The sequence below is a fragment of the Thermus sp. 2.9 genome (assembly GCF_000794385.1).
In the GTDB taxonomy this organism is placed as follows: Bacteria; Deinococcota; Deinococci; order Deinococcales; family Thermaceae; genus Thermus; species Thermus thalpophilus.
In genome coordinates this window covers 13,935-30,914 of record NZ_JTJB01000053.1, presented here as the reverse complement: position 1 = coordinate 30,914, position 16,980 = coordinate 13,935, and the positions used below count along the sequence as shown (strand labels likewise).

General features: G+C 68.8%; 19 protein-coding genes and 3 pseudogenes. 6 read left to right on the top strand and 16 right to left on the bottom strand.

The genetic code is table 11. From position 1 onward, the window contains the following. Positions 1-148: 148 nt before the first annotated feature. The 7 genes from uvsE to QT17_RS12425 are packed head-to-tail and all read right to left on the bottom strand — an operon-like array spanning position 149 to position 4,839. Positions 149-1,042: a UV DNA damage repair endonuclease UvsE gene (uvsE, locus tag QT17_RS12455; RefSeq protein WP_039460465.1), complete on the bottom strand. Its 894-nt coding sequence runs from the start codon at positions 1,040-1,042 to the stop codon at positions 149-151. Further along, complete coding sequence (locus tag QT17_RS12450; RefSeq protein ID WP_039460463.1) at positions 1,039-1,548, bottom strand: YceI family protein; 510 nt, start codon at positions 1,546-1,548, stop codon at positions 1,039-1,041. The genes uvsE and QT17_RS12450 overlap by 4 nt, the downstream gene beginning before the upstream one ends. Next, positions 1,545-2,009: a flavin reductase gene (locus QT17_RS12445; protein ID WP_052155219.1), complete on the bottom strand. Its 465-nt coding sequence runs from the start codon at positions 2,007-2,009 to the stop codon at positions 1,545-1,547. Before QT17_RS12445 ends, QT17_RS12450 begins: the two co-directional genes overlap by 4 nt. A 31-nt stretch (positions 2,010-2,040) precedes the next feature. Further along, positions 2,041-2,664 carry an SDR family NAD(P)-dependent oxidoreductase gene (locus tag QT17_RS12440; RefSeq protein ID WP_039460461.1) on the bottom strand — a complete coding sequence of 208 codons (624 nt, stop codon included), beginning with the start codon at positions 2,662-2,664 and terminating at the stop codon, positions 2,041-2,043. 50 nt (positions 2,665-2,714) lie between these two features. Beyond that, complete coding sequence (locus tag QT17_RS12435) at positions 2,715-4,130, bottom strand: SDR family oxidoreductase (protein WP_039460459.1); 1,416 nt, start codon at positions 4,128-4,130, stop codon at positions 2,715-2,717. A gap of 5 nt (positions 4,131-4,135) precedes the next feature. Continuing rightward, positions 4,136-4,486: a nucleotidyltransferase domain-containing protein gene (locus QT17_RS13115; protein ID WP_052155218.1), complete on the bottom strand. Its 351-nt coding sequence runs from the start codon at positions 4,484-4,486 to the stop codon at positions 4,136-4,138. Then, positions 4,459-4,839, bottom strand: a complete 381-nt coding sequence (locus QT17_RS12425) for a HEPN domain-containing protein (RefSeq protein WP_039460458.1) — start codon at positions 4,837-4,839, stop codon at positions 4,459-4,461. Before QT17_RS12425 ends, QT17_RS13115 begins: the two co-directional genes overlap by 28 nt. A gap of 59 nt (positions 4,840-4,898) precedes the next feature. On the opposite strand from QT17_RS12425, the gene QT17_RS12420 reads away from it, so the two are divergent. Further along, entirely contained in the window at positions 4,899-6,269 is a 1,371-nt protein-coding gene (locus QT17_RS12420; RefSeq protein ID WP_039460456.1) for an NAD(P)/FAD-dependent oxidoreductase, read from the top strand. On the opposite strand, the gene QT17_RS12415 is transcribed toward QT17_RS12420, so the two are convergent. Further along, the gene (locus QT17_RS12415; RefSeq protein WP_039460474.1) at positions 6,208-7,485 is read right to left on the bottom strand and encodes an alpha/beta fold hydrolase; all 1,278 of its coding nucleotides are present in this window, start codon (positions 7,483-7,485) and stop codon (positions 6,208-6,210) included. The two genes, QT17_RS12420 and QT17_RS12415, sit on opposite strands and share 62 nt — an antisense overlap. Positions 7,486-7,581: 96 nt before the next feature. On the opposite strand from QT17_RS12415, the pseudogene QT17_RS12410 reads away from it, so the two are divergent. After that, a pseudogene (locus QT17_RS12410) lies at positions 7,582-8,068 on the top strand (Uma2 family endonuclease). Positions 8,069-8,071: 3 nt separating this feature from the next. Here QT17_RS12410 and QT17_RS12405 read toward each other — a convergent pair. The 4 genes and pseudogenes from QT17_RS12405 to QT17_RS14615 all read right to left on the bottom strand — a co-directional run. Then, entirely contained in the window at positions 8,072-8,566 is a 495-nt protein-coding gene (locus QT17_RS12405; RefSeq protein WP_039460450.1) for a coiled-coil domain-containing protein, read from the bottom strand. Between the two features lie 24 nt (positions 8,567-8,590). After that, a complete protein-coding gene (locus QT17_RS12400; protein WP_039460448.1) occupies positions 8,591-9,304 on the bottom strand; it encodes a class I SAM-dependent methyltransferase in 714 nt (237 codons plus the stop codon). 39 nt (positions 9,305-9,343) lie between these two features. After that, positions 9,344-10,006 carry a DUF4397 domain-containing protein gene (locus QT17_RS12395; protein ID WP_039460446.1) on the bottom strand — a complete coding sequence of 221 codons (663 nt, stop codon included), beginning with the start codon at positions 10,004-10,006 and terminating at the stop codon, positions 9,344-9,346. A gap of 71 nt (positions 10,007-10,077) precedes the next feature. Continuing rightward, a pseudogene (locus QT17_RS14615) lies at positions 10,078-10,372 on the bottom strand (hypothetical protein); the annotation flags it as partial. Between the two features lie 252 nt (positions 10,373-10,624). Between QT17_RS14615 and QT17_RS12390 the strand changes: the two are divergent. From QT17_RS12390 to QT17_RS12375, 4 genes and pseudogenes are all read left to right on the top strand, one after another. After that, positions 10,625-10,909 (top strand): annotated as a pseudogene (locus QT17_RS12390) (hypothetical protein); the annotation flags it as partial. A gap of 15 nt (positions 10,910-10,924) precedes the next feature. Beyond that, complete coding sequence (locus tag QT17_RS12385) at positions 10,925-11,506, top strand: hypothetical protein (RefSeq protein WP_039460442.1); 582 nt, start codon at positions 10,925-10,927, stop codon at positions 11,504-11,506. A 50-nt stretch (positions 11,507-11,556) separates the two neighbouring features. Beyond that, on the top strand, positions 11,557-12,042 hold the full coding sequence (locus tag QT17_RS12380; RefSeq protein ID WP_235283930.1) for a DDE transposase family protein: 486 nt from the start codon (positions 11,557-11,559) through the stop codon (positions 12,040-12,042). Positions 12,043-12,119: 77 nt separating this feature from the next. Next, complete coding sequence (locus QT17_RS12375) at positions 12,120-12,509, top strand: helix-turn-helix domain-containing protein (RefSeq protein WP_235283929.1); 390 nt, start codon at positions 12,120-12,122, stop codon at positions 12,507-12,509. Here QT17_RS12375 and QT17_RS12370 read toward each other — a convergent pair. From QT17_RS12370 to QT17_RS12355, 4 genes are read right to left on the bottom strand one after another with little or no spacing between them, the layout of a single operon-like run. Further along, positions 12,506-13,792 carry a GH1 family beta-glucosidase gene (locus QT17_RS12370; RefSeq protein ID WP_039460438.1) on the bottom strand — a complete coding sequence of 429 codons (1,287 nt, stop codon included), beginning with the start codon at positions 13,790-13,792 and terminating at the stop codon, positions 12,506-12,508. The two genes, QT17_RS12375 and QT17_RS12370, sit on opposite strands and share 4 nt — an antisense overlap. A 9-nt stretch (positions 13,793-13,801) precedes the next feature. Next, positions 13,802-14,659: a carbohydrate ABC transporter permease gene (locus tag QT17_RS12365; RefSeq protein ID WP_152607417.1), complete on the bottom strand. Its 858-nt coding sequence runs from the start codon at positions 14,657-14,659 to the stop codon at positions 13,802-13,804. A gap of 3 nt (positions 14,660-14,662) precedes the next feature. Then, the gene (locus QT17_RS12360; RefSeq protein ID WP_039460469.1) at positions 14,663-15,592 is read right to left on the bottom strand and encodes a carbohydrate ABC transporter permease; all 930 of its coding nucleotides are present in this window, start codon (positions 15,590-15,592) and stop codon (positions 14,663-14,665) included. 38 nt (positions 15,593-15,630) lie between these two features. Further along, positions 15,631-16,935 carry a sugar ABC transporter substrate-binding protein gene (locus tag QT17_RS12355; protein WP_039460436.1) on the bottom strand — a complete coding sequence of 435 codons (1,305 nt, stop codon included), beginning with the start codon at positions 16,933-16,935 and terminating at the stop codon, positions 15,631-15,633. Positions 16,936-16,980: the final 45 nt, after the last annotated feature.

Below are 16,980 nucleotides of genomic sequence, written 5' to 3'. Positions count from 1 at the left end.
GGTTTAGCGCAATGGTGCCCTCGCAGACATCGCTTCACTATGAAAAAGCGATAAACGGGCCAGTTGCATCACAAAAAGGCTAATAGTGGAAGCAACTACCGTGCCCGTAAGTAAAAGGGTGTGTAAACCATCGCCCGGGTTCGCCGCTTCAGGCGGTGGGCTTGGGTCCTGAAGCGCTCGCTTCTACTGGTTGGGCGCGAAGGTGGTGGGGTAGGCCCCTTTCCTTGCCCTTGGCTTCCACCATGATGTCGGCGGGCCCGGGGAGGGCGGCGAGGAGGCGCTCCCAGTCTTCCAGGGAAACCTGGAAGGCGTGGGCCCCAGGGCGGCGGGTTGGGTCCTGGCTCGCCAGGTGCACCTTGGGGCGGGTGTGCCAGGTGGCGAAGGCGAGCCGGAGGGCCTCTTCCAGGGAAAGCCGGCCCGGGTTTAGGGAGTGGTGAAGGGTGTCCACCACCACAGGCACGCCTAGGGCCTCCGCCGCTTCCAGCACTTCCTCCACGTTCCAAAGGCGCTCGTCGTTTTCCAGGGCCAGGTAGCGGAGGACCTCCCCCTCGCCCCGCAGGTTCTCTATAAAACGCCGCAGGGCCCGGTTCCGCTCCCCGTACACGCCGCCCAAGTGGAGGACCAAGACCCCGTCCTCCGCACCCAGGAGGGAAAGGGCCCGGGCGGAGTAGCGGAGCTCGGCCAGGGAGCGCTCCACCACCTTGGGGTCTGGGCTTCCTGGGTTCACGTACTGGCCAGGGTGGAAGGAAAGGCGCTGGCCCAAGGCCTTGGCCAAGGCGCCCAGGCGCTTAAGGTCCTCCCTGTGGGCCCGTTCCCAGTCGTAGGGGAAGGCGGGGTGGGAGGCGAAGGGGATGAGGTGCTGGCCGATGCGGAAAAGGCCGAAGCCGCGCGTGGCGTTCCAGCGGAGGATGCGCTCCAGGTCGGCCAGGTTCTGGCCTACCTTGGCCCGTACCCGCTCCTCGCCCAAGGAGCCCAGGCGCAGGGTGTGGTTGGTGCTGGCCTTAAGCGTCAGGTTCTCGCAGGGGTAGCCCAGGCGGATCACCGCTTCACCTCCGCTTCCAGAAACACCTCCACCTCGTCCCGCACCTCCAGGAAGAGGAAGCGGGGTCTTTCCAGGTTCCACGTGGAAAAGCGCGTGGAAAACCTTCCCTGGAAGCGGTAGCCCGAAGGAGTTTCCCGGAGTTCTCCCTCTATGCGCACGGGGCGGGTGAGGCCGGCGAAGCTGAGGTCGCCCTCCACCACGAAGCGGGCCCCTTCCCACCGGGCCCGCTTGGGGTAGAGGCAGGCCTCGGGGTGGTCCTTCGCCCGAAGGATCTCCAGGGCCTTCTTGTCCCGCTCGGCGTTGCCCGAGTCCCAGGCTTTCTGTTCCAAGCAGACCTTGCCCGAGGCCTTTTCCCCGTCCCAGGTGATCTCCCCCCGGGCGGTGGGGTTCACCCCCTCCCAACTGCCCAAGGGGTAGTAGCCGCGGTAGCGGGCAAGCCCCTCCACGGCGTGGGGAGCCTGGGCCAGGGAAAGGGCGAAGAGGAGAAGGGCGACAGCCCGCTTCATTTGCGGAACCTCCAGGTTTCTCCCAGGGTGGCGAAGTCCCGGAAGCCCAGGAAGAGGATGGGGCGGCGCTTGCCCTGTGGGCTCCCTTCTGCGTGGACCACGTCCCCTAGGAAGAGGGCGTGGTCCCCGTCCGTGGGCCACTCCGCCACCTTGAGCTCAAACACCGCCACCGCCTTTTCGGGGACGAGGGTGTGGGCCAGGGCCCGGGCGGGCCGCAGGGCCACCCCGAGCTTTTCCGCCTTGCGCACCCTCCTTCCCGAGAGGTACCCCGCCCGCGCCACCCAGCCCCGCTCCTCCCAAGGCAGGAAGCAGAGGGCCCCCTCCCCCAGCTCCCGGAGGAGGCTCAGGGTGTGGTTCATCCGGTCCACCGCCAGGAGGAAGCGGAAGGGCGTCTTGGACACGGGGGTCCACCAGGCCATGGGCATGAAGTTCTCCCCCACGGCGAGGAGGGCGAGGCGCATGGGGTAGAAGTGGGCGCGGTAGGGGCTCACCTCAGACCTCCAGGGTCTCGGGCGGGGGCTCCGCCAGGACCTCCGAGAGGACCCGCCTTGCCGCCTCCTCCGGGGCGAGCGCCCCCTTGGGCGGGCCCCCTAGGGGGGCCCAGAGCCCCGTGGCCACGGCGGGAAGCCGCACCAGAACCAGGTGCACCCCCTCCCGCCGAAGCTCCCGCCTCGCCGCCCCCAGGTAGGCCTCCAGGGCCCCCTTGGCGGCGGCGTAAGCGGCGAAGCCCGGCACCTGGACGTACGGGGGGTACGCCCCGAAGGAGACGGCCCGCGCCCCGGGGCGGAAGCGGGCGTACTTTAGGGCGTGGTGGGCGGTGAGGAGGTTGGCGGCGAGCATCCCCTCCAGGGGGTCCCGCCCCAGTTCCCGCACGGGGGCCCGCCCCGCCACCCCCACGGCGTGGAGGAGGAGGTCCAGGGGCCCAGCCTCCTCCAGGAGGGCTTGGGCCTCGAGGGGGTCTTCAAGGTCGGCGGGGAGGGCTTTGGCCCCAAGCTCCTCGGCGAGCTCCCGAAGCGCCCCCGCCCTCCGCCCGGAAAGGAGAAGCTCGTGGCCCTTCAGCGCACGCGCCAAAGCGCTTCCCAGTCCTCCCGTGGCGCCCAGCACCAAAACCCGCATGCCCTAAGGCTAGGGGAGGGGCGGCAAGACCTCTGTAGCCTGGGCAAAGGCTAGGGGGACCTTTCCGCCTCCCGAGCGATGGCCCGCGCCAAGTCGCTGAAGATGCGGGCGTGGATTGGGTAGAGCACCCACCAGTAGAGGAAGCCCGTGAGCCCCAAGGGGGCGAAGTAGGCGGTTTGGACCAGGCGGCACCCCTCCCCTTCCGGGAGGGCCCGCCACTCCAGCCAGGCCTTCCCTGGCAGGCGCATCTCCGCCCGGAGGCGCAAGAGGTGGGGCGGCTCCACCGCCTCCACCCGCCAGAAGTCCACCGCCTCCCCCGGGAGGAGCTCCATGGGGTGGCGCCGCCCCCGCCGGAGGCCCGGGCCCCCCAGGAGCTGGTCCACGAGGCCCCTCAGGGCCCAGGCCCACCCCCAGACGAGCCACCCCCGCTCGCCCCCGAGGGAGGCGAAGACCTGGTAGACCCTTTCGGGGGGCGCCTGCACGGTAAGGGCCCGCACCTCGCGGATGATCCCCTCCCGGTCCTCCAGGAAGTAGCTCTGCCCCTGGAGGGCCCCGGACCAGCGGGTTTCCACCTCGCCCAGGGCAATGCGCGCCAAGGCCAGCTCCACCGCCTTGCGGTATGGGATGGGGGTCACCTCGGGGAAGAGGGCTTGGGCCTTGGCGGTGTCCGCCACCAAGGGGTGGAGGATGCCCTCCACCAGGGGCAGGGCCAGGCGGTTCGGGATGGGGGTCACGAGCCCCACCCAGAGGGCGGCAAGCCTTGGGGCCAAGACGGGCACGGGCAGGATGAGGCGCTTAAGGCCCCGCACCTCGGCGTAGGTTTCCATCATGGCCTTGAAGGTGAGGGGCGGGGCCCCGACCTCCACCACCCCCGAAGGCCCCCGCTCCAGGGCCAGGAGGAGGTAGGCGAGGATGTCCCGGATGGCGATGGGGGAGACGGGGTTCAGGATCCAGCGGGGGGCCACCATCACCGGGAGACGCTCCGTGAGGTAGCGGACCATCTCAAAGCTCGCCGAGCCCGAGCCCACGATGGGGCCGGCGCGGAACTCCGTGATGGGCACCGCCCCCCTCAAGATCTCCCCCACCCGGGCCCGGCTCGCCAGGTGGGGAGAGGGCCTTCCCGTTCGGGGCAGGAGCCCCCCCAGGTAGATGGCGTGGGGGAGGCCCACCCGCTGGGCAGCCCGGGTGAAGGCCTGGGCTTGGCGCTCCTCCGCCTCCTGGAAGCGGGCCGCGGAGAGCATGGCGTGGACCAAGTAGTAAGCGGCCTCTACTCCCTCCAGGGCCCGAAGGAGGGCCTCCTCGTCCTCGAGGCTCCCCTCCACCACCTCCACCTGCCCCGCCCAGGGGCGGCCCCCCAGGCGGCGGGCGTCCCGCACCAAGACCTGGACCCGGTGGCCCCTTTCCAAAAGCCGGGGCACGAGCCTCCCCCCCACGTACCCCGTGGCGCCCGTGACCAGGACCCGCACGCCCTTCACCTTAGCCCCACCGGGCCGGGGGAAAGTAGCAGGGAAGGGTTTTCTAGGAGCACGATCCCCTCCCGCGCCGCCTCCCCCACCACCCCGATCTCCTCACGGCGGAGGGCCCACTCCTCGGGGGTGAGGGCCACGTAGTCCACGTGGCGCAGGGGAAGGATGCGGTGAAGGAGAAGGAGCCGCTCCAAATAGGGCATCCCCCGGAAGGCGGGGGAGACGATGAGGAGGTCGTAGTCGCTCTCCGCGAGGGCTTCGCCCCGGGCGCGGGAGCCGAAGAGGAGGGCCAGGGCGATGGGCAAGGGAGCCCGGGCCAAGGTTTCCTTCAGGGGTTCAAGTTCGCTTCCACCCATCGCACCACCTCTTGGGCCGCCTTCAGGCGGGCTTCCGCCTGGGGCTTTCCGTAAAGCCGGGCGGGAAGGGTCCCCGCCGCATCCGGGTAGCGGCTTACCGTGTAGTCCGGGGTGAGGAGGCGGGCGGCCTCCGTGACCGGCCCCGGCGCCCCTAACGCCTCGGCCAAGGCGAGGAGGTCGTGGGTGCGGGGCAGGGTCCTGAGCCTTTCCAGGTAGAGGGCTTTGAGGGCCTTTTGCGCCGTCTGTTGGGCGAAAAAGGCCGCCGCGTAGTACCGCCCGCTTTTTAGGAGGGCTTCTGCTGTGATCAGGTCCTCCCGCGCCTGGGCCAGGAGGTAGGCCGCCTCTTGCCGCACCCCTCCCAGTATAGCCGGGGCAAAGGTTGGGGGAGGGGGCGTCTTCTAGGCTAGGGGGCGTGCGGGCGGTGGTGGTGGGTGCGGGCATCGGCGGCTTGGTGGCTGCGAGGGCCCTGAGGCGGGCGGGCCTCGAGGTGGTGGTCCTGGAGGCCCACACCTACCCCGGGGGGCTTGCGGGGAGCTTCTTCCACAAGGGCTTCCATTTTGAGGCGGGGGCCACCCTCCTCACGGGTCTGAGGCCCGAGGCCCCCCTGGGGCGGGCCCTGGCCCTTTTGGGCTTACGCTTGCCCTTTTCCCCCTTGCCCCCGGGCTTCCCCCTCCTGGAGGTCCTCCTGCCCCGGGGGCGCCTGGTGCGGCCCGTGGGGCGGGAGGCGGAGCGGGAGGCAGAGCGGGACTTCTTCGGGCCCCGGGTCCTCCCCTTTTGGGACTGGCAAGGGGAGCGGGCGGAGCGGCTTCTCGCCCTGGCCCCAAGCCTCCCCTGGCCCCCGGAGGGGGAGGAGTGGAGGGCGCTTTGGGGGCGCCTTCCCGCCCTCCTTCCCCTCCTCCCCGAGCTCTTCCTCCCCGTCCTGGCCCGATCCCCCGAGGACCCCCATTTCCGCCGCTTCCTGAAGGCGCAACTCCTCATCACCGCCCAGACGGAAAACCCCTACGCCCTCTACGCCGCCCTCGCCTTGGACCTGCCCCACCTGGGGGCGGCCCTGCCCCCCCGCATGGGCCTCCTGGCCGAGGCCCTGGCGGAGGGCCTCGAGGTGCGCTACAAGGCGAGGGCGGTGCGCCTCCTCCACCGGGAGGGGCGGGCCCATGGGGTGGAGGTGGTCCACGGCGGGCGGAAGCGGGGGGAAAGGGAGGTGGTGGCGGGGGACGTCTTTCTCCTCAACATCCCCCCCGAGCCCCTCCTGGGCCTACCCGGGCGGGCGCCCCGGGACGGCTGGGGGGCCTTTGTGGTCTACGGGGTCCTCCCGTGGGCCGAGCCGCCCCCCTACTACCGGCAAAACGCAAGGGAGCGGCCCTTCGCTTTCCTCTCCCTGCGCCCCGAGGGGGAAAGGACCCTCTTCACCCTCTCCTTCCACGTGCCCATAGCCCCTTGGCTCGCCCTTCCCCGGGAGGACTACCGGGAGGCCAAGGCCCGCTTCCTGGAAAAGGCCCTCGCTTTGGGCGAGGCCCTCCTCCCCGGCCTCCGGGAGGCCTCCCTCCTCTTCGCCGCCACCCCCAGGACCTACCTCCGCTTCGCCGGCCGGGCCTGGGTGGGGGGCATCCCCCAGACCCACCCCTTCCGCTTCCCCCGGGTGCGCCTTCTCCAGAACGTCTTCCGGGTGGGGGAGGGCGTTTTCCCGGGGCAGGGGATCCCCGCCGCTGCGCTTTCCGGCCTCAGGGGGGCCCGGCTGGCCCTGGCGTACCTGGGCCTAGGAGGCGTTCCAGATAGCCCCTGATGGCCCGGGCGGTGCGCCCTTCCCGCTCCGTGAGGAGGTCAAGGTGGGTGAGGCCGGGGAGGATTTCCACCCCCCCTGGCGTCCCGGGAAAGAGCTCGCCCAGGCGGAAGTCCTCCGGCTCGCGCACGAGCCCCCGGCCCGCCCCCAGGGCAAGGACGGGGTAGGGGAGGGGCCGGGGCCCGAGGTCGGGGCGCACGTGGGGATAGCCCCCCACCTCCAGGAGGAGGCGGTAGGGGAAGTACCACTCGGAAAACCCCGTCTCCGCCCGGGCGAAGGCGCGGAGGAAGGCCCTTGGGTCCGTGGCCTCCCCGGTGTCCCGCCAGGCGATGGGCCCCCGCCTCGGCCCCCGCACGGTGAGGACGAGCCGCCCCTGGAGGAGGCCCCAAAGGCTCAGGCCCTCCCGGGCGAAGGCCCGCCCCACGCTCACGCTGAAGGGGGGGAAGAGGCTGTAGTGGTCGTCCACCCGGAGGAGGGCCTTGGCTTCCCGGGTGGCCCGGTGGGGCCCCAAGGGCACAAGTTCCTCGGGCCGCTTTGCCGCCAGGTAGGCCTCCGCCTCCGCCAGGGCGAGCTCCTTGGGCCCAAGCCCCGGAAGCTGGAAGACGGGGCTCGCCCGGCCCGCGAGGAGGTCCTCGAGGCCCGGGAGGCGGCCCAAGGGGGTGTCCTGCCCCTGGAGGAAGGCCTCCCGGGGGAGGCTTATGAGGCCCAAGGTCCCGTCCAGGAGGACGAGGCCCCGGAGCTTCTCCCCGTGGGCCCAAGCGTAGAGGGCGGCGACGCTCGCCCCGAGGGAGTGGCCCGCCAGGACCACGGGGGCCCGCTTCCTGGCCTCCGCCACCGCCTGGTCCAGGTCCAGGAGGTGGACGTCCAGCCCGAAGTCCCTTAGGGGGGAGAGGTCGGGCTCGGGGAGGGTTTGGTAGTAGGCGAGGGGGTTCTCCGCCCGGAAGCCCCGGCGGTCCTCCAGGCCGTTGGCCCGCCGCTCCCAGGCCCAGACCTCGAGCCAAGGTGCCTCCCGACGAAGGTGTTCCGCCAGGAGGGCGAAGTTGGTGCTCCCCCCAAGGAGGCCGGGGACGAGGAGGAGCACCGCCCGGAGGTTTTCCGCCGGGTAGACCAGGGCGTAGCTCCGGTCCAGTCCCGGCCGCCCGGTGTCGGCCCCGGGAAGGGCCCGGTAGGTCTGGCCCAGGGCGAGGCCAAGAAGGAGCGTTAAGGCGAGAAGCCGCATGCCCTTAGGGTGGGCCTGGGGGGCTTGGGGTGCTAGGGGGGAGGCCACGGTTTCCCCAAAGCGTTTGGGGGAGGGCCCAAAGCGCTAACGGGCGCTTTGCTTGACCGGGGCCAGCCCGTGCGCCACGAGCTCCTCGAGGGCATCCCCTACGCCATGGCGGGGGCGATCCGGACGCACGGCCTGCGGGCGGAAACCTGTACGCCCTCCTGCGTTCCCGGGCCCGGGAGCGGGGTTGCCGGATCTACGCCGAAACGGTCAAGCTACGGGTGGGAAAGCGGACCTTCTACTACCCCGACTTATGGTGGTCTGTCAGGGGGAGCCCCCTCACAGCCAGTACGAGGAAAGCCCCTGCCTGGTGGTGGAGGTTCTTTCCGAGGCCACCGAGGTCATAGATCGCAGGGAAAAGCTCTGGCGCTACCGGGAGTTCCGCACCTTACAGGGCTATCTGAAGGTGGAAAGCCGCGCCCGGCGGGTGGAGGTGTGTGTCCGGGAGGGGGTGGATGGGCTTTTCCGGGCGGTGGAGGTGCGCTGCCTGGACCTAGGGATTCCCTTGGAGGCGGTCTATGAGGGGGTCAAGGTGTAGCCTCTAGCGGGCGAAGAGGGTGAGGAGCGCGAGGGCGGTGGCCAGGGCGGTGAAGTAAAGCATGAGGCGGTTGAGGGCGGTGTTGATCTCGGCCTTCACCTCTTGGCGTAGCCCTGAGATATCCGCCGTCACCTCTTGACGTAGCCCTGAGATTTCGCCCTTTACCTCTTGGCGCAGCCCTGAGATTTCGGCCTTTACCTCTTGACGTAGCCCTGAGATTTCGCCCTTCACCTCTTGGCGTAGCCCCGAGATTTCCGCCTTCACCTCTTGGTGCAGGGAGTCTACTTTGCTATCCAACCGGGCGATTTCCTCCCGCATCTCCTGCCGCAGGCCCTCAACCTGCGACTTCATCTCCTGCCGCAGGCCGGCCATTTCCGCCTTGACCTCCTGCCGCAAGAGCTCCATGCGGTGTTCCAGAGAGGAGATGCGGTCGGGGAGGGTGGCCATGACCCCCTCCACGATGCCCTCCAGCTTGTAGAGGCGCTCCTCCGCGGTCATTGCCCTTAGGGTAGCATAGCTTTTTTACCGAGGTACAACCGCTTCGGCAAAGACCAGCCCGAGCTTCCCATAGCGGTGCAGTTCGCTGCGAAAGCCCACTTCTTCCAGCAGGTTGAGGAGGGCTTCCTCGCCCGGCCGATAGAGGCCCAAGGAGGCCCCTGGCCCGAGGAGGAGCATCCCGAAAAGCCTTCCCCCTTCCCGAAGGACCCGGCGGGCCTCGAGGGCCGCCCTCCTGGGGTCCTGGAACTCGTTCCAGGTAGGGCCGATGGCCACCCCGCCGAAGTTGCCTTCCCGGAAGGGGAGGGCTTCCCCGTGGCCCAGGAGGTAGGGCCCGGGCCTGCGCCGGGCCGCCACCTTCAGGAAGGCGGGGGAAGGATCCAAGCCCACCGCCCGTTCCCCCAGGGCCTCCCGGTAGACCCCGGTGCCCGTGCCCACGTCCAGGAAAGGCCCTCCCCTGGGGAGGAGCCAGGAGCGGAGGAGGGCCCGCTCCTCGGAGAAGGTGAGGGTCCCTCTGGAAAGGAAGGCGGTGGAGCGCACCCGCCAGGCGTCGTAGCCCCAGGCGGTGAAGGGGAAACGGTTGACGAGGGCGAGGTGGAGCCGCTCCTTGCCCGCCCGCAGGTCCAAAAAGGGCCCCCGGAAGGGGTAGCGCACCCCACACCGGGGGCACGAAAACCCCTCCAGACCCGCCCCGCACCGCGGGCAGGCGAGGAGGGGAAGAAGCCAAGGGGGAAGCGCCATAAAAAGGCCCCCCAGGGGGGCCTGAAGGGGTGGGCAGGCCTAGCGGTTCCCGCCCAAGGCGGCGGCGTCCACCACGGGCACCACCGTGAGGGTTCCGTCCCTCACGCTCCCCACGGCGAAGACGGTGTAGGTCTTGCCGCTTTCCAGGACCACCCCGGGAAGCTCCAGGGCCACGGTGGTGGTGCCGGCCACCCGCACTTCCAGGTCATACCGCCCCGCAGCCACCACCAGGTACTGGCTCGCCCGGGGGAAGGGGAGGTTTTGGAAGAGCACCGGGCCTGCCTTCACCGCCACGTCCACCGCTGGGGCGTCGGGGGAAGCGTGCACCACCCGCACCCGGGCGTAGCCCGCCCGGGGGAAGAGGCCCGCCAGGGCGTCCGTGTACACCTGGGGCCGGATCTGGGCCAAGAAGCCCGTGGCGGCCACGGTGTAGTAAACTCCTTCCCGTAGCTCCAGCTCAGCATCAATGACCACGGGAGCGTCCTGCCCCGCCGGCACCACCTGGACCCGCACCTTGGCGGCGGGAAGGGGGATATAGGGGGTCACCTCCTTAAAGGCCAGGTTCCGAATGGCCCGCTCCCCGTTCACCAGGACGTCCACCGCTGGGGCGTCGGGGGAGAGGTGGGCCACCCGCACCATCGCCCCTTGGGCCCAGGTGAGCCCAGCCAGTAGCATCCACACGAATGGCCAAAGCTTGCGCATAAGCACCTCCCAGCCCTACTTAGGGCTCCTTGTAGGGTAGCGGGAAACCGTTTGTCTAACCTTTGTCTAAACTACCTTCCACCGGATGAAGCCCCTCTCGTGTAGCCTGGACTACGCCTTTCCTGGTCACTCAAAGCGTCCATTAGCGCCTTGGGCCCTCCCCCAGGATGAGGACCTAGGCCTCGCCTTTCCCCCCTACCACGATCCTCCAAGGAGGATGGGCTTGAGGGGAGAGAGATCCCTCGGCACCTCCCGCCCAAGGAGGGGAAGAAAGAGGCCTACCCTCAGAACCCTCCAGGAATTGGCGCCAGGGGGGTTCCTTCCCTCGGTTGACCCCCTCTGGCTCCCCGGCGAGTTCCGAAGGCTGGGCTTGCCTTGCAAAATCCGTTAGATCTATGCATCCTAACCCCATGGGCAAGCGCGGCTTTCCCCGGCGAGAACCGAGCCCCAAAGAGGTCCTCACCCACCGCCTCCACCTCGCCCAGGAGGTGGCCCCTCCCACCCCCACGGCCAAAGGGGGAAACCCTGGCGCTTCCCCCACGCCCCCCACCACCTGGACTCAAGCCTCCTGGAGGACCTCCTCCACCGCCTGGCCCAGGAGGTGGAGGCCCACCTCTCACCCCAAGACCCCGACCCCCCCTTTACCTCATGGACACCACCGGCCTGAGCTACTGGAGCAAGGACCAGGTACTGCGGTACCGCAGGGGGGAGGAGGTGCGGCGGGTGCGGGGGCATAGCCGGCTCCTGGCCCTGGTGCGGTGGGAGCGGGGGATGAAGACGGGGCTTAGGGGTGGGTATTTGGCGGAAAGGAAGCCCAAGACGGCGATGGTGCGGGCGTTGTTGGAGCTTTTGGCCTATGGCCTCAGGGTTCTCTTTTCCCCCCTCCGCCTATACACCCCTTGAGGTGGCCCCAACCCCATGACCCCGCGCGAGGCACAGGCCCAAGTTCCCAATCCCCGGGGCAAGAATCGGCAATACCCCCTGTGGGGCCTGTTGGCCCTCATCCTCCTGGCCTTCCTCTGCCGCGTGGATTCCCAGAACGTGTTTGCCCTCGGGCAAAGCAGTCGCGGCGTGGCCCGCTTCGCCCGCGCCAACCCTCACCTCCTCCCCCACCTGGGCCTGCGCAAACCCCCGGGGCACTACGTCCTCACCTCCCTCCTCCCCCGCCTGGACCCCGAAGGCCTGCAAAAGGCCCTCCTCTCCCTCTTCCCCGAGGCGAAAGGGGAAGGGGTGTGGGTGGTGGACGGGAAGACCCTAAGGGGGAGCCGCAAGGGACCATCCCCCCAGGTGCGCCTGGTGGAGGTCTTGGCCCTGCACCTGCGGACCACCCTGGCCCAGGCCCAGGCGGAGGGAAGGGAGGCGGAGGCCCTTAGGCGGCTTCTGGCCTCCTTGGGGGCGGAGGAGTTGGTGGGGAAGGTGGTGGTGGGGGACGCGGGGTACCTGTACCCGGAGGTAGCGGGGGAGGTGGTGCGAAAAGGGGGGCGTACCTTTTTGTCCTGAAGGCCAACCAGGGGGAGCTGCTGGAGTGGGCCCTGGAGGTGTTCAAGGGGATGGAGGAGGGGCGGCTGCCCGGGGAGACGGAGGCGGAGTGGAGGGTGGAGCGGGACGGGGAGGTGTGGCGGTACCGGGTGTGGGCCTCCCCGTACTTACCGGAGGCGATGCGGGCCTTTCCTGGGGTGAAACAAGTGGTGCGCCTGGAGCGGGAGGTGATGCACAAGGGGACGGGGGAGGTGCGGCGGGGGGTGAGCTATGCCCTGACGAGCTTGGGGGCGGAGGTGGCGGACGCGAGGCGGTTGGGGGAGCTTTTGGTGGGGCGGTGGGGGATAGAGAACGGTTCTTTCTGGGTGCGGGATGTTCTCTTCCGCGAGGACGCTTGCCAGGTGCGGGGGATAGGGGCGCGGGTTTTGGCGGCCCTCCGGGCTTTTCTGGTGTCCCTGCTCCACCAGAGGGGGGTGCGGGAGAAGAAGGCGGCCCTGGAGGTCTTCTCCTTCCATCCCCTCTCCGCCCTCAGGTTCCTGGGGCTCTATGCGGAATAACGGTCAAGTCTGACCTCCTTCCTGCCCTGGAGGGGAGCTACGTCATCGTCATCACCGCCGCCAAGGACGCGCCCACCGTGGAGCGGGCCCTCCTCGGCGGGGCCATGGACTACCTGGTGAAGCCCTTTGGGCGAAGCCGCTTCCAGGAGGCCCTGGGCCGCTACCGGGCCTTCCGGGCGCTACGGGGCAAGAAGGAGGTTTCCCAAGCGGACCTGGACCGCCTCCTGGCCCGGGGCAGGGGGCCCAAGGGCCTAGACCCCCTAACCCAAGACCGCGTCCTGGGCCTCTTCCGCCACCGCGCCTTTCTGACGGTGGAGGAGGTGGCCGCTTCCTTGGGGCTTTCCCGCGTCACCGCCTGGCGCTACCTGGAGGGGTTGCGGCGCCAGGGGCTTTTGCAGGCGGAGCAGGTCCACGGGAGCGCCGGGAGGCCCTCGAGGCGGTACCGCCTCGTGGACCCGGACGCTTAGGCCCCGCCGCGGAGCCTTTCCCGGTACCAGAAAGCGCTTCGCTTGGGAATCCGCCTTTGCGTGGGGAAGTCCACGTAGAGGAGGCCGAAGCGCTTGGTGTAGCCGTGGGCCCACTCAAAGTTGTCCAGGAGGCTCCAGACGAAGTAGCCCTGAAGGGGAGCCCCTTCGGCCCTAGCCCGAAGCGCCGCCTCCAGGTGGGCTTCCAGGTACGCCACCCGCTCGGGGTCCTCCACCACTTCTTCCCCCGCCCAAAGGTCGGGGTAGGCGGCCCCGTTTTCCGTCACGTAAAGGGGCCAAGGGGTTTCCCGGGCCAGGCGCTTTAGGAGGAGGTACAGCCCTTCGGGGTAGACTTCCCAGCCCATGGCGGTGGTGGGCTTCTCTGGGGGGAGGTAGCGCACGGGGTATACGCCTTCCCCCGGCGCCACGCGGGCGCGGGTGTAGTAATTCACCCCGAGGAAGTCCAAGGGTTGGGCGATGCGCTCCAGGTCCCTGGGGTAGATGGGGACCTGAGGGCTAGGGGTGAAGGGGCTTTCAGGATAGCCCCGGCCCAGGAGGGGGTCCAGGAAGAAGCGGTTGTGGTAGCGGTCCGCCCGGTCCACCGCCTCCGCGTCCTCCCCCTCCACCCAGGTGAAGTTGAGGACGATCCCCACCCGCTTGGCCCCCGCCCCCCGCAGGGCTTCCACCCCGAGCCCGTGGGCCAGGAGGAGGTGGTGGGCGGCCCTGAGGGCCGCCTCCGGGTTCCTCAGGCCCGGGGCGTGCTCCCCGGTGAGGTGGCCGAGGAAGGCGCTGCACCAAGGCTCGTTGAGCGTGGCGAAGAAGGAGACGCGGTCTTTGAAGGCCTTCCCCACCAGGGCGGCGTACTCCGCAAAGGCGAAGGCGGTTTCCCGGCTCCGCCACCCGCCCCGCTCCTCCAGGGCCAAGGGCAGGTCCCAGTGGTAAAGGGTGAGGAAGGGGGTGATCCCCGCCTCCAAAAGGCCGTCCACGAGGCGGTCGTAGAAGGCGAGGCCCTTGGGGTTGATGCGGCCCTTTCCCTCTGGGAGGATGCGGGGCCAGGCCACCGAGAAGCGGTAGGCCGTTAGGCCCAGCCACCGCATCCACGCCAGGTCCTCCCGCCAAAGGCGATAGTGTTGGCAGGCGGGCTCGCCCGAGCTCCCATCCCGAATGGCGCCGGGACGCCGCGCGAAGGCGTCCCAGATGGAGGGCCCCCGACCGTCCTCCTGCGTGGCCCCTTCGATCTGGTAGGCGCTGGTGGCTGCCCCGAAAAGAAAGGTTTCCCTGTCCACACGCTCCTCCTATCCCTTGACCGCGCCGGCGGTGAGGCCCTGGATGAGCCAGCGCTGCACCAAGAAGAAGAGGAAGAGGACCGGCAGCGTGGCCACCGTGGCCGCGGCCATCACCAGGTCGTAGCGGTTCTGGAAGTTGCCCACGAAGTTGCGGATGCCCACGGGAATGGTGGCGGTGGCCTCGGTGGTGAGGATCTGGGCGAAGAGGAGCTCGTCCCAGGCGGTGAGGAAGATGTAGACGGCGGTGGCGGCGATGCCCGGCAGGGCCAGGGGCAGGATCACCCGGTAGAAGGCTTGGAAGGGGGTGGCCCCGTCCACCATGGCCGCTTCCTCCAGCTCCTTGGGGATGGAGGCGAAGAAGCCCCGCAGGATCCAGATGCTCATGGGCACGAAGAAGGCGGTATAGGTGAGGACCAAACCCGTGTAACTCCCCACCAGCCTCACCTCGAGGCCCAGCGCCTCCCGCACCCAGTTCTGGAAGGCGATGTACATGATGTAAATGGGAATCAAGAAGAGAATGCCCGGGATCACCTGGGTGAGCAAAACGCTCCCGGCGAAAAGCTCTGCCCCGGGGAAGCGGAAGCGGGCCAGGGCGTAGCCCGCCAGGATGGCCACCCCCAGGGCGAAGAGGGTGGTGAGGCCGCAGATGAGAAGGGAGTTTTTGAGGTACTGAAAAAAGGGGAGCGCCCGCCAGATCTCCAGGTAGTTCCCCCATTGGGGCACCTTGGGAAAGAGGCTTCCCGTGGCGGCTTCCAGTTGGGTCATCAGGGAAGTGTTCACCATCCAAAGGATGGGGAAAAGCTGCCCGAAAAGCCCCAGGACCAACACGCCCCAAGCGCCCCATGCCAGCCAACGTTCTTCCCGCATCGTTCACCTCGCCTTCAGGTCCTCGCGGAAGACCCGGTACCAAAAGAGGATGAGCACCAGGGTCAAGAGCATGTAAAGGGTGCTGGCGGCGGCCCCCAGGCCGAAGTTCCACATGCCGAAGGTGTTCCGGAACAGGTTGGTCATGAGGAGGTCCCCCCACTCCCCCGGGTACCCGGCGCCGTGGCCGAACATCATGTAGACGATGTTGAAGCTGTAAAGGGTGCCGAGAAGGCCGTAGAGGAGCAAAATGGCGGTGACGGGCCGGAGCAAGGGCCAGGTGATGTGCCGAAAGCGCTGCCAGGGGGTGGCCCCGTCCACCTTGGCCGCCTCGTAAAGCTCCTGGGGTACGGTCTGGAGGGCCGCCAGGTAGGTAACCATGACGAAAGGCCAGCTCCGCCAGACCGTGGGGAGGACGATGGCCACGAAGGTGAGAGGACCGATGAGCCAGTGGGGCTTCTCGGGTAGCGCGTGGAGGACATCCACCAGGAGGGTGTTGATGACGCCGTTTTTGAGCCACATGAACCCCCAAAGGAGCCCCACCACGTAACTGGGCACCACCCAGGGCAGGAGGAACAGGGTGCGCCAAAGCCCCCGAAGGAAGAGGGGCCGGTTGAGGACATGGGCGAAGAGGAGCCCGAGGGAAAGGGTTAGGGCGTTGACCACCAGGGCATAGAGCAAGGTGGTGCGCACGGCGTATACAAAGCCCGTGCGAAAGGTGGACTGGGGGTCAAAGAGGATTTCCCGGTAGTTCTCCAGGCCCACGAAGGGGGCGCCGAGGTACTGCCGCAAAGTGGCCAGCCGCAGGTCCAAAAACCCCATGTAAATTCCCTGGAGCATGGGGCCATAGTGGACGAGGAGCATGCCCAAAAGGGCGGGCCCTACGAAGAGGTAGGCTAAGCCGTAGCGGTGCCAGAAACGGGACCAGGCGGACATAAGGAAAAAAAGGGGGGGCAGATGCCCCCCCGCAAGCCTCACCTCAAGGCGCCGTTGATGGCGGTGGAAGCCTTGTCCATGAGGTCCTTGAGGGCTTCTTGGGTGAGCCGCTTTTGCGCCACCAGGTCCCAGGCCATGCCCAGGTGCTGCACCGCCAGGTTCTCCACCCCGCCCCAGCCCGCCAGGGTGGGGTAGGTGCGGCCGAACTGGGCCGCCTGCACGAAGACCCGCATGAGGGGGTTGCCCTGGACCTCGGGGGCGTTCCAGGCGGTGCGGAGGGCCGGGAGCATCCCGCTCATGCGGGCGTAGGCGACCTGGGCCTCCGGGCTACCCAGGTACTTCAGGAGCTCCTTGGCCAGCTCCTTGTTCTTGGAAAAGCTGAAAAGGGCCAGGTTAGAGCCGCCGAAGAAGGTGTACCGCCCCTTGGGGCCGCTGGGGTAGGGGGCTACCCCCATGTTCTTGGCCGCCGCCCGCTCGGCGAAGCCGCCCCGGGCCTCGGGCACCTGCGCCCGCTGGATCATCCAGGGACCGCTGGCGAAGACGGCGCACTTCCCCGCCTGGAAGTCGGCCTCGATCTGGGCCGTGTTTTTTTCTAAGCTTTCGGCGGGAACGTAGCCCTTCTGCGCCAAGGAGAGGAAGAAGTAGAGCCCCTGAAGGCTTTCCGGGCTGTTCAGGGCGCTTTGCCACCTGCCCTGCACCTGCCGCACGATGTCCCCGCCTGCGCCCCAGATCCAAGGGGCGGCGTTGTGGAGGACGTCCCAGGAGTTCTTGCCCGGGGTGCAGAAGGGGGCCAGGCGTTGCTTGGTTTCGGGATCGGTGAAGGGGGAGGCGGCGAGCCGGGCGAGCCCCGCCTCAAAGTTTTGCCAGTTGGCGAACATCTGGGAGGGGTTTACGCCCGCCGCCTTCAAAGCGTCCGTGCGGTAGTAGAAGGCCCTGAGCTCGGAGAACCAGGGAAGGGCCGTGGCCCGGGCGCTCCCCGCCAGGCGGGTGGTGTTCCACACCGCCGGCAGGTAGGCCCGCTGGCCGCCCAGGGCTTGAAGCACGTCGTCCAGGGGCTCCAAAACCCCCATGGCGCTGATGGCCCCCACCCAGGTGGTGCCGAGCTGGGTGATGTCGGGGCCCACCCCGCTGGTGGCGGCGGCGGTGATGCGGGTCCAGGCCACGCCCCAGTCCAGGACCGTGACCTTGACCTCCACGTTGTTGGCCCGCTCAAAGGGGGCCACCAGGGCCTTGAAGTCCTCCGCGGGCTGGGCGCTATTGGGCATGATCCAGACCTCGAGGGTCCGTTGGGCTAGAGCAAGGGAAAGGAGGAAGAGAAGACTTGAAAGCGCTTTCTTCCACATGCGAACCTCCTCACATAACCCGTCCATCGGGACGGTCCAAGGGCC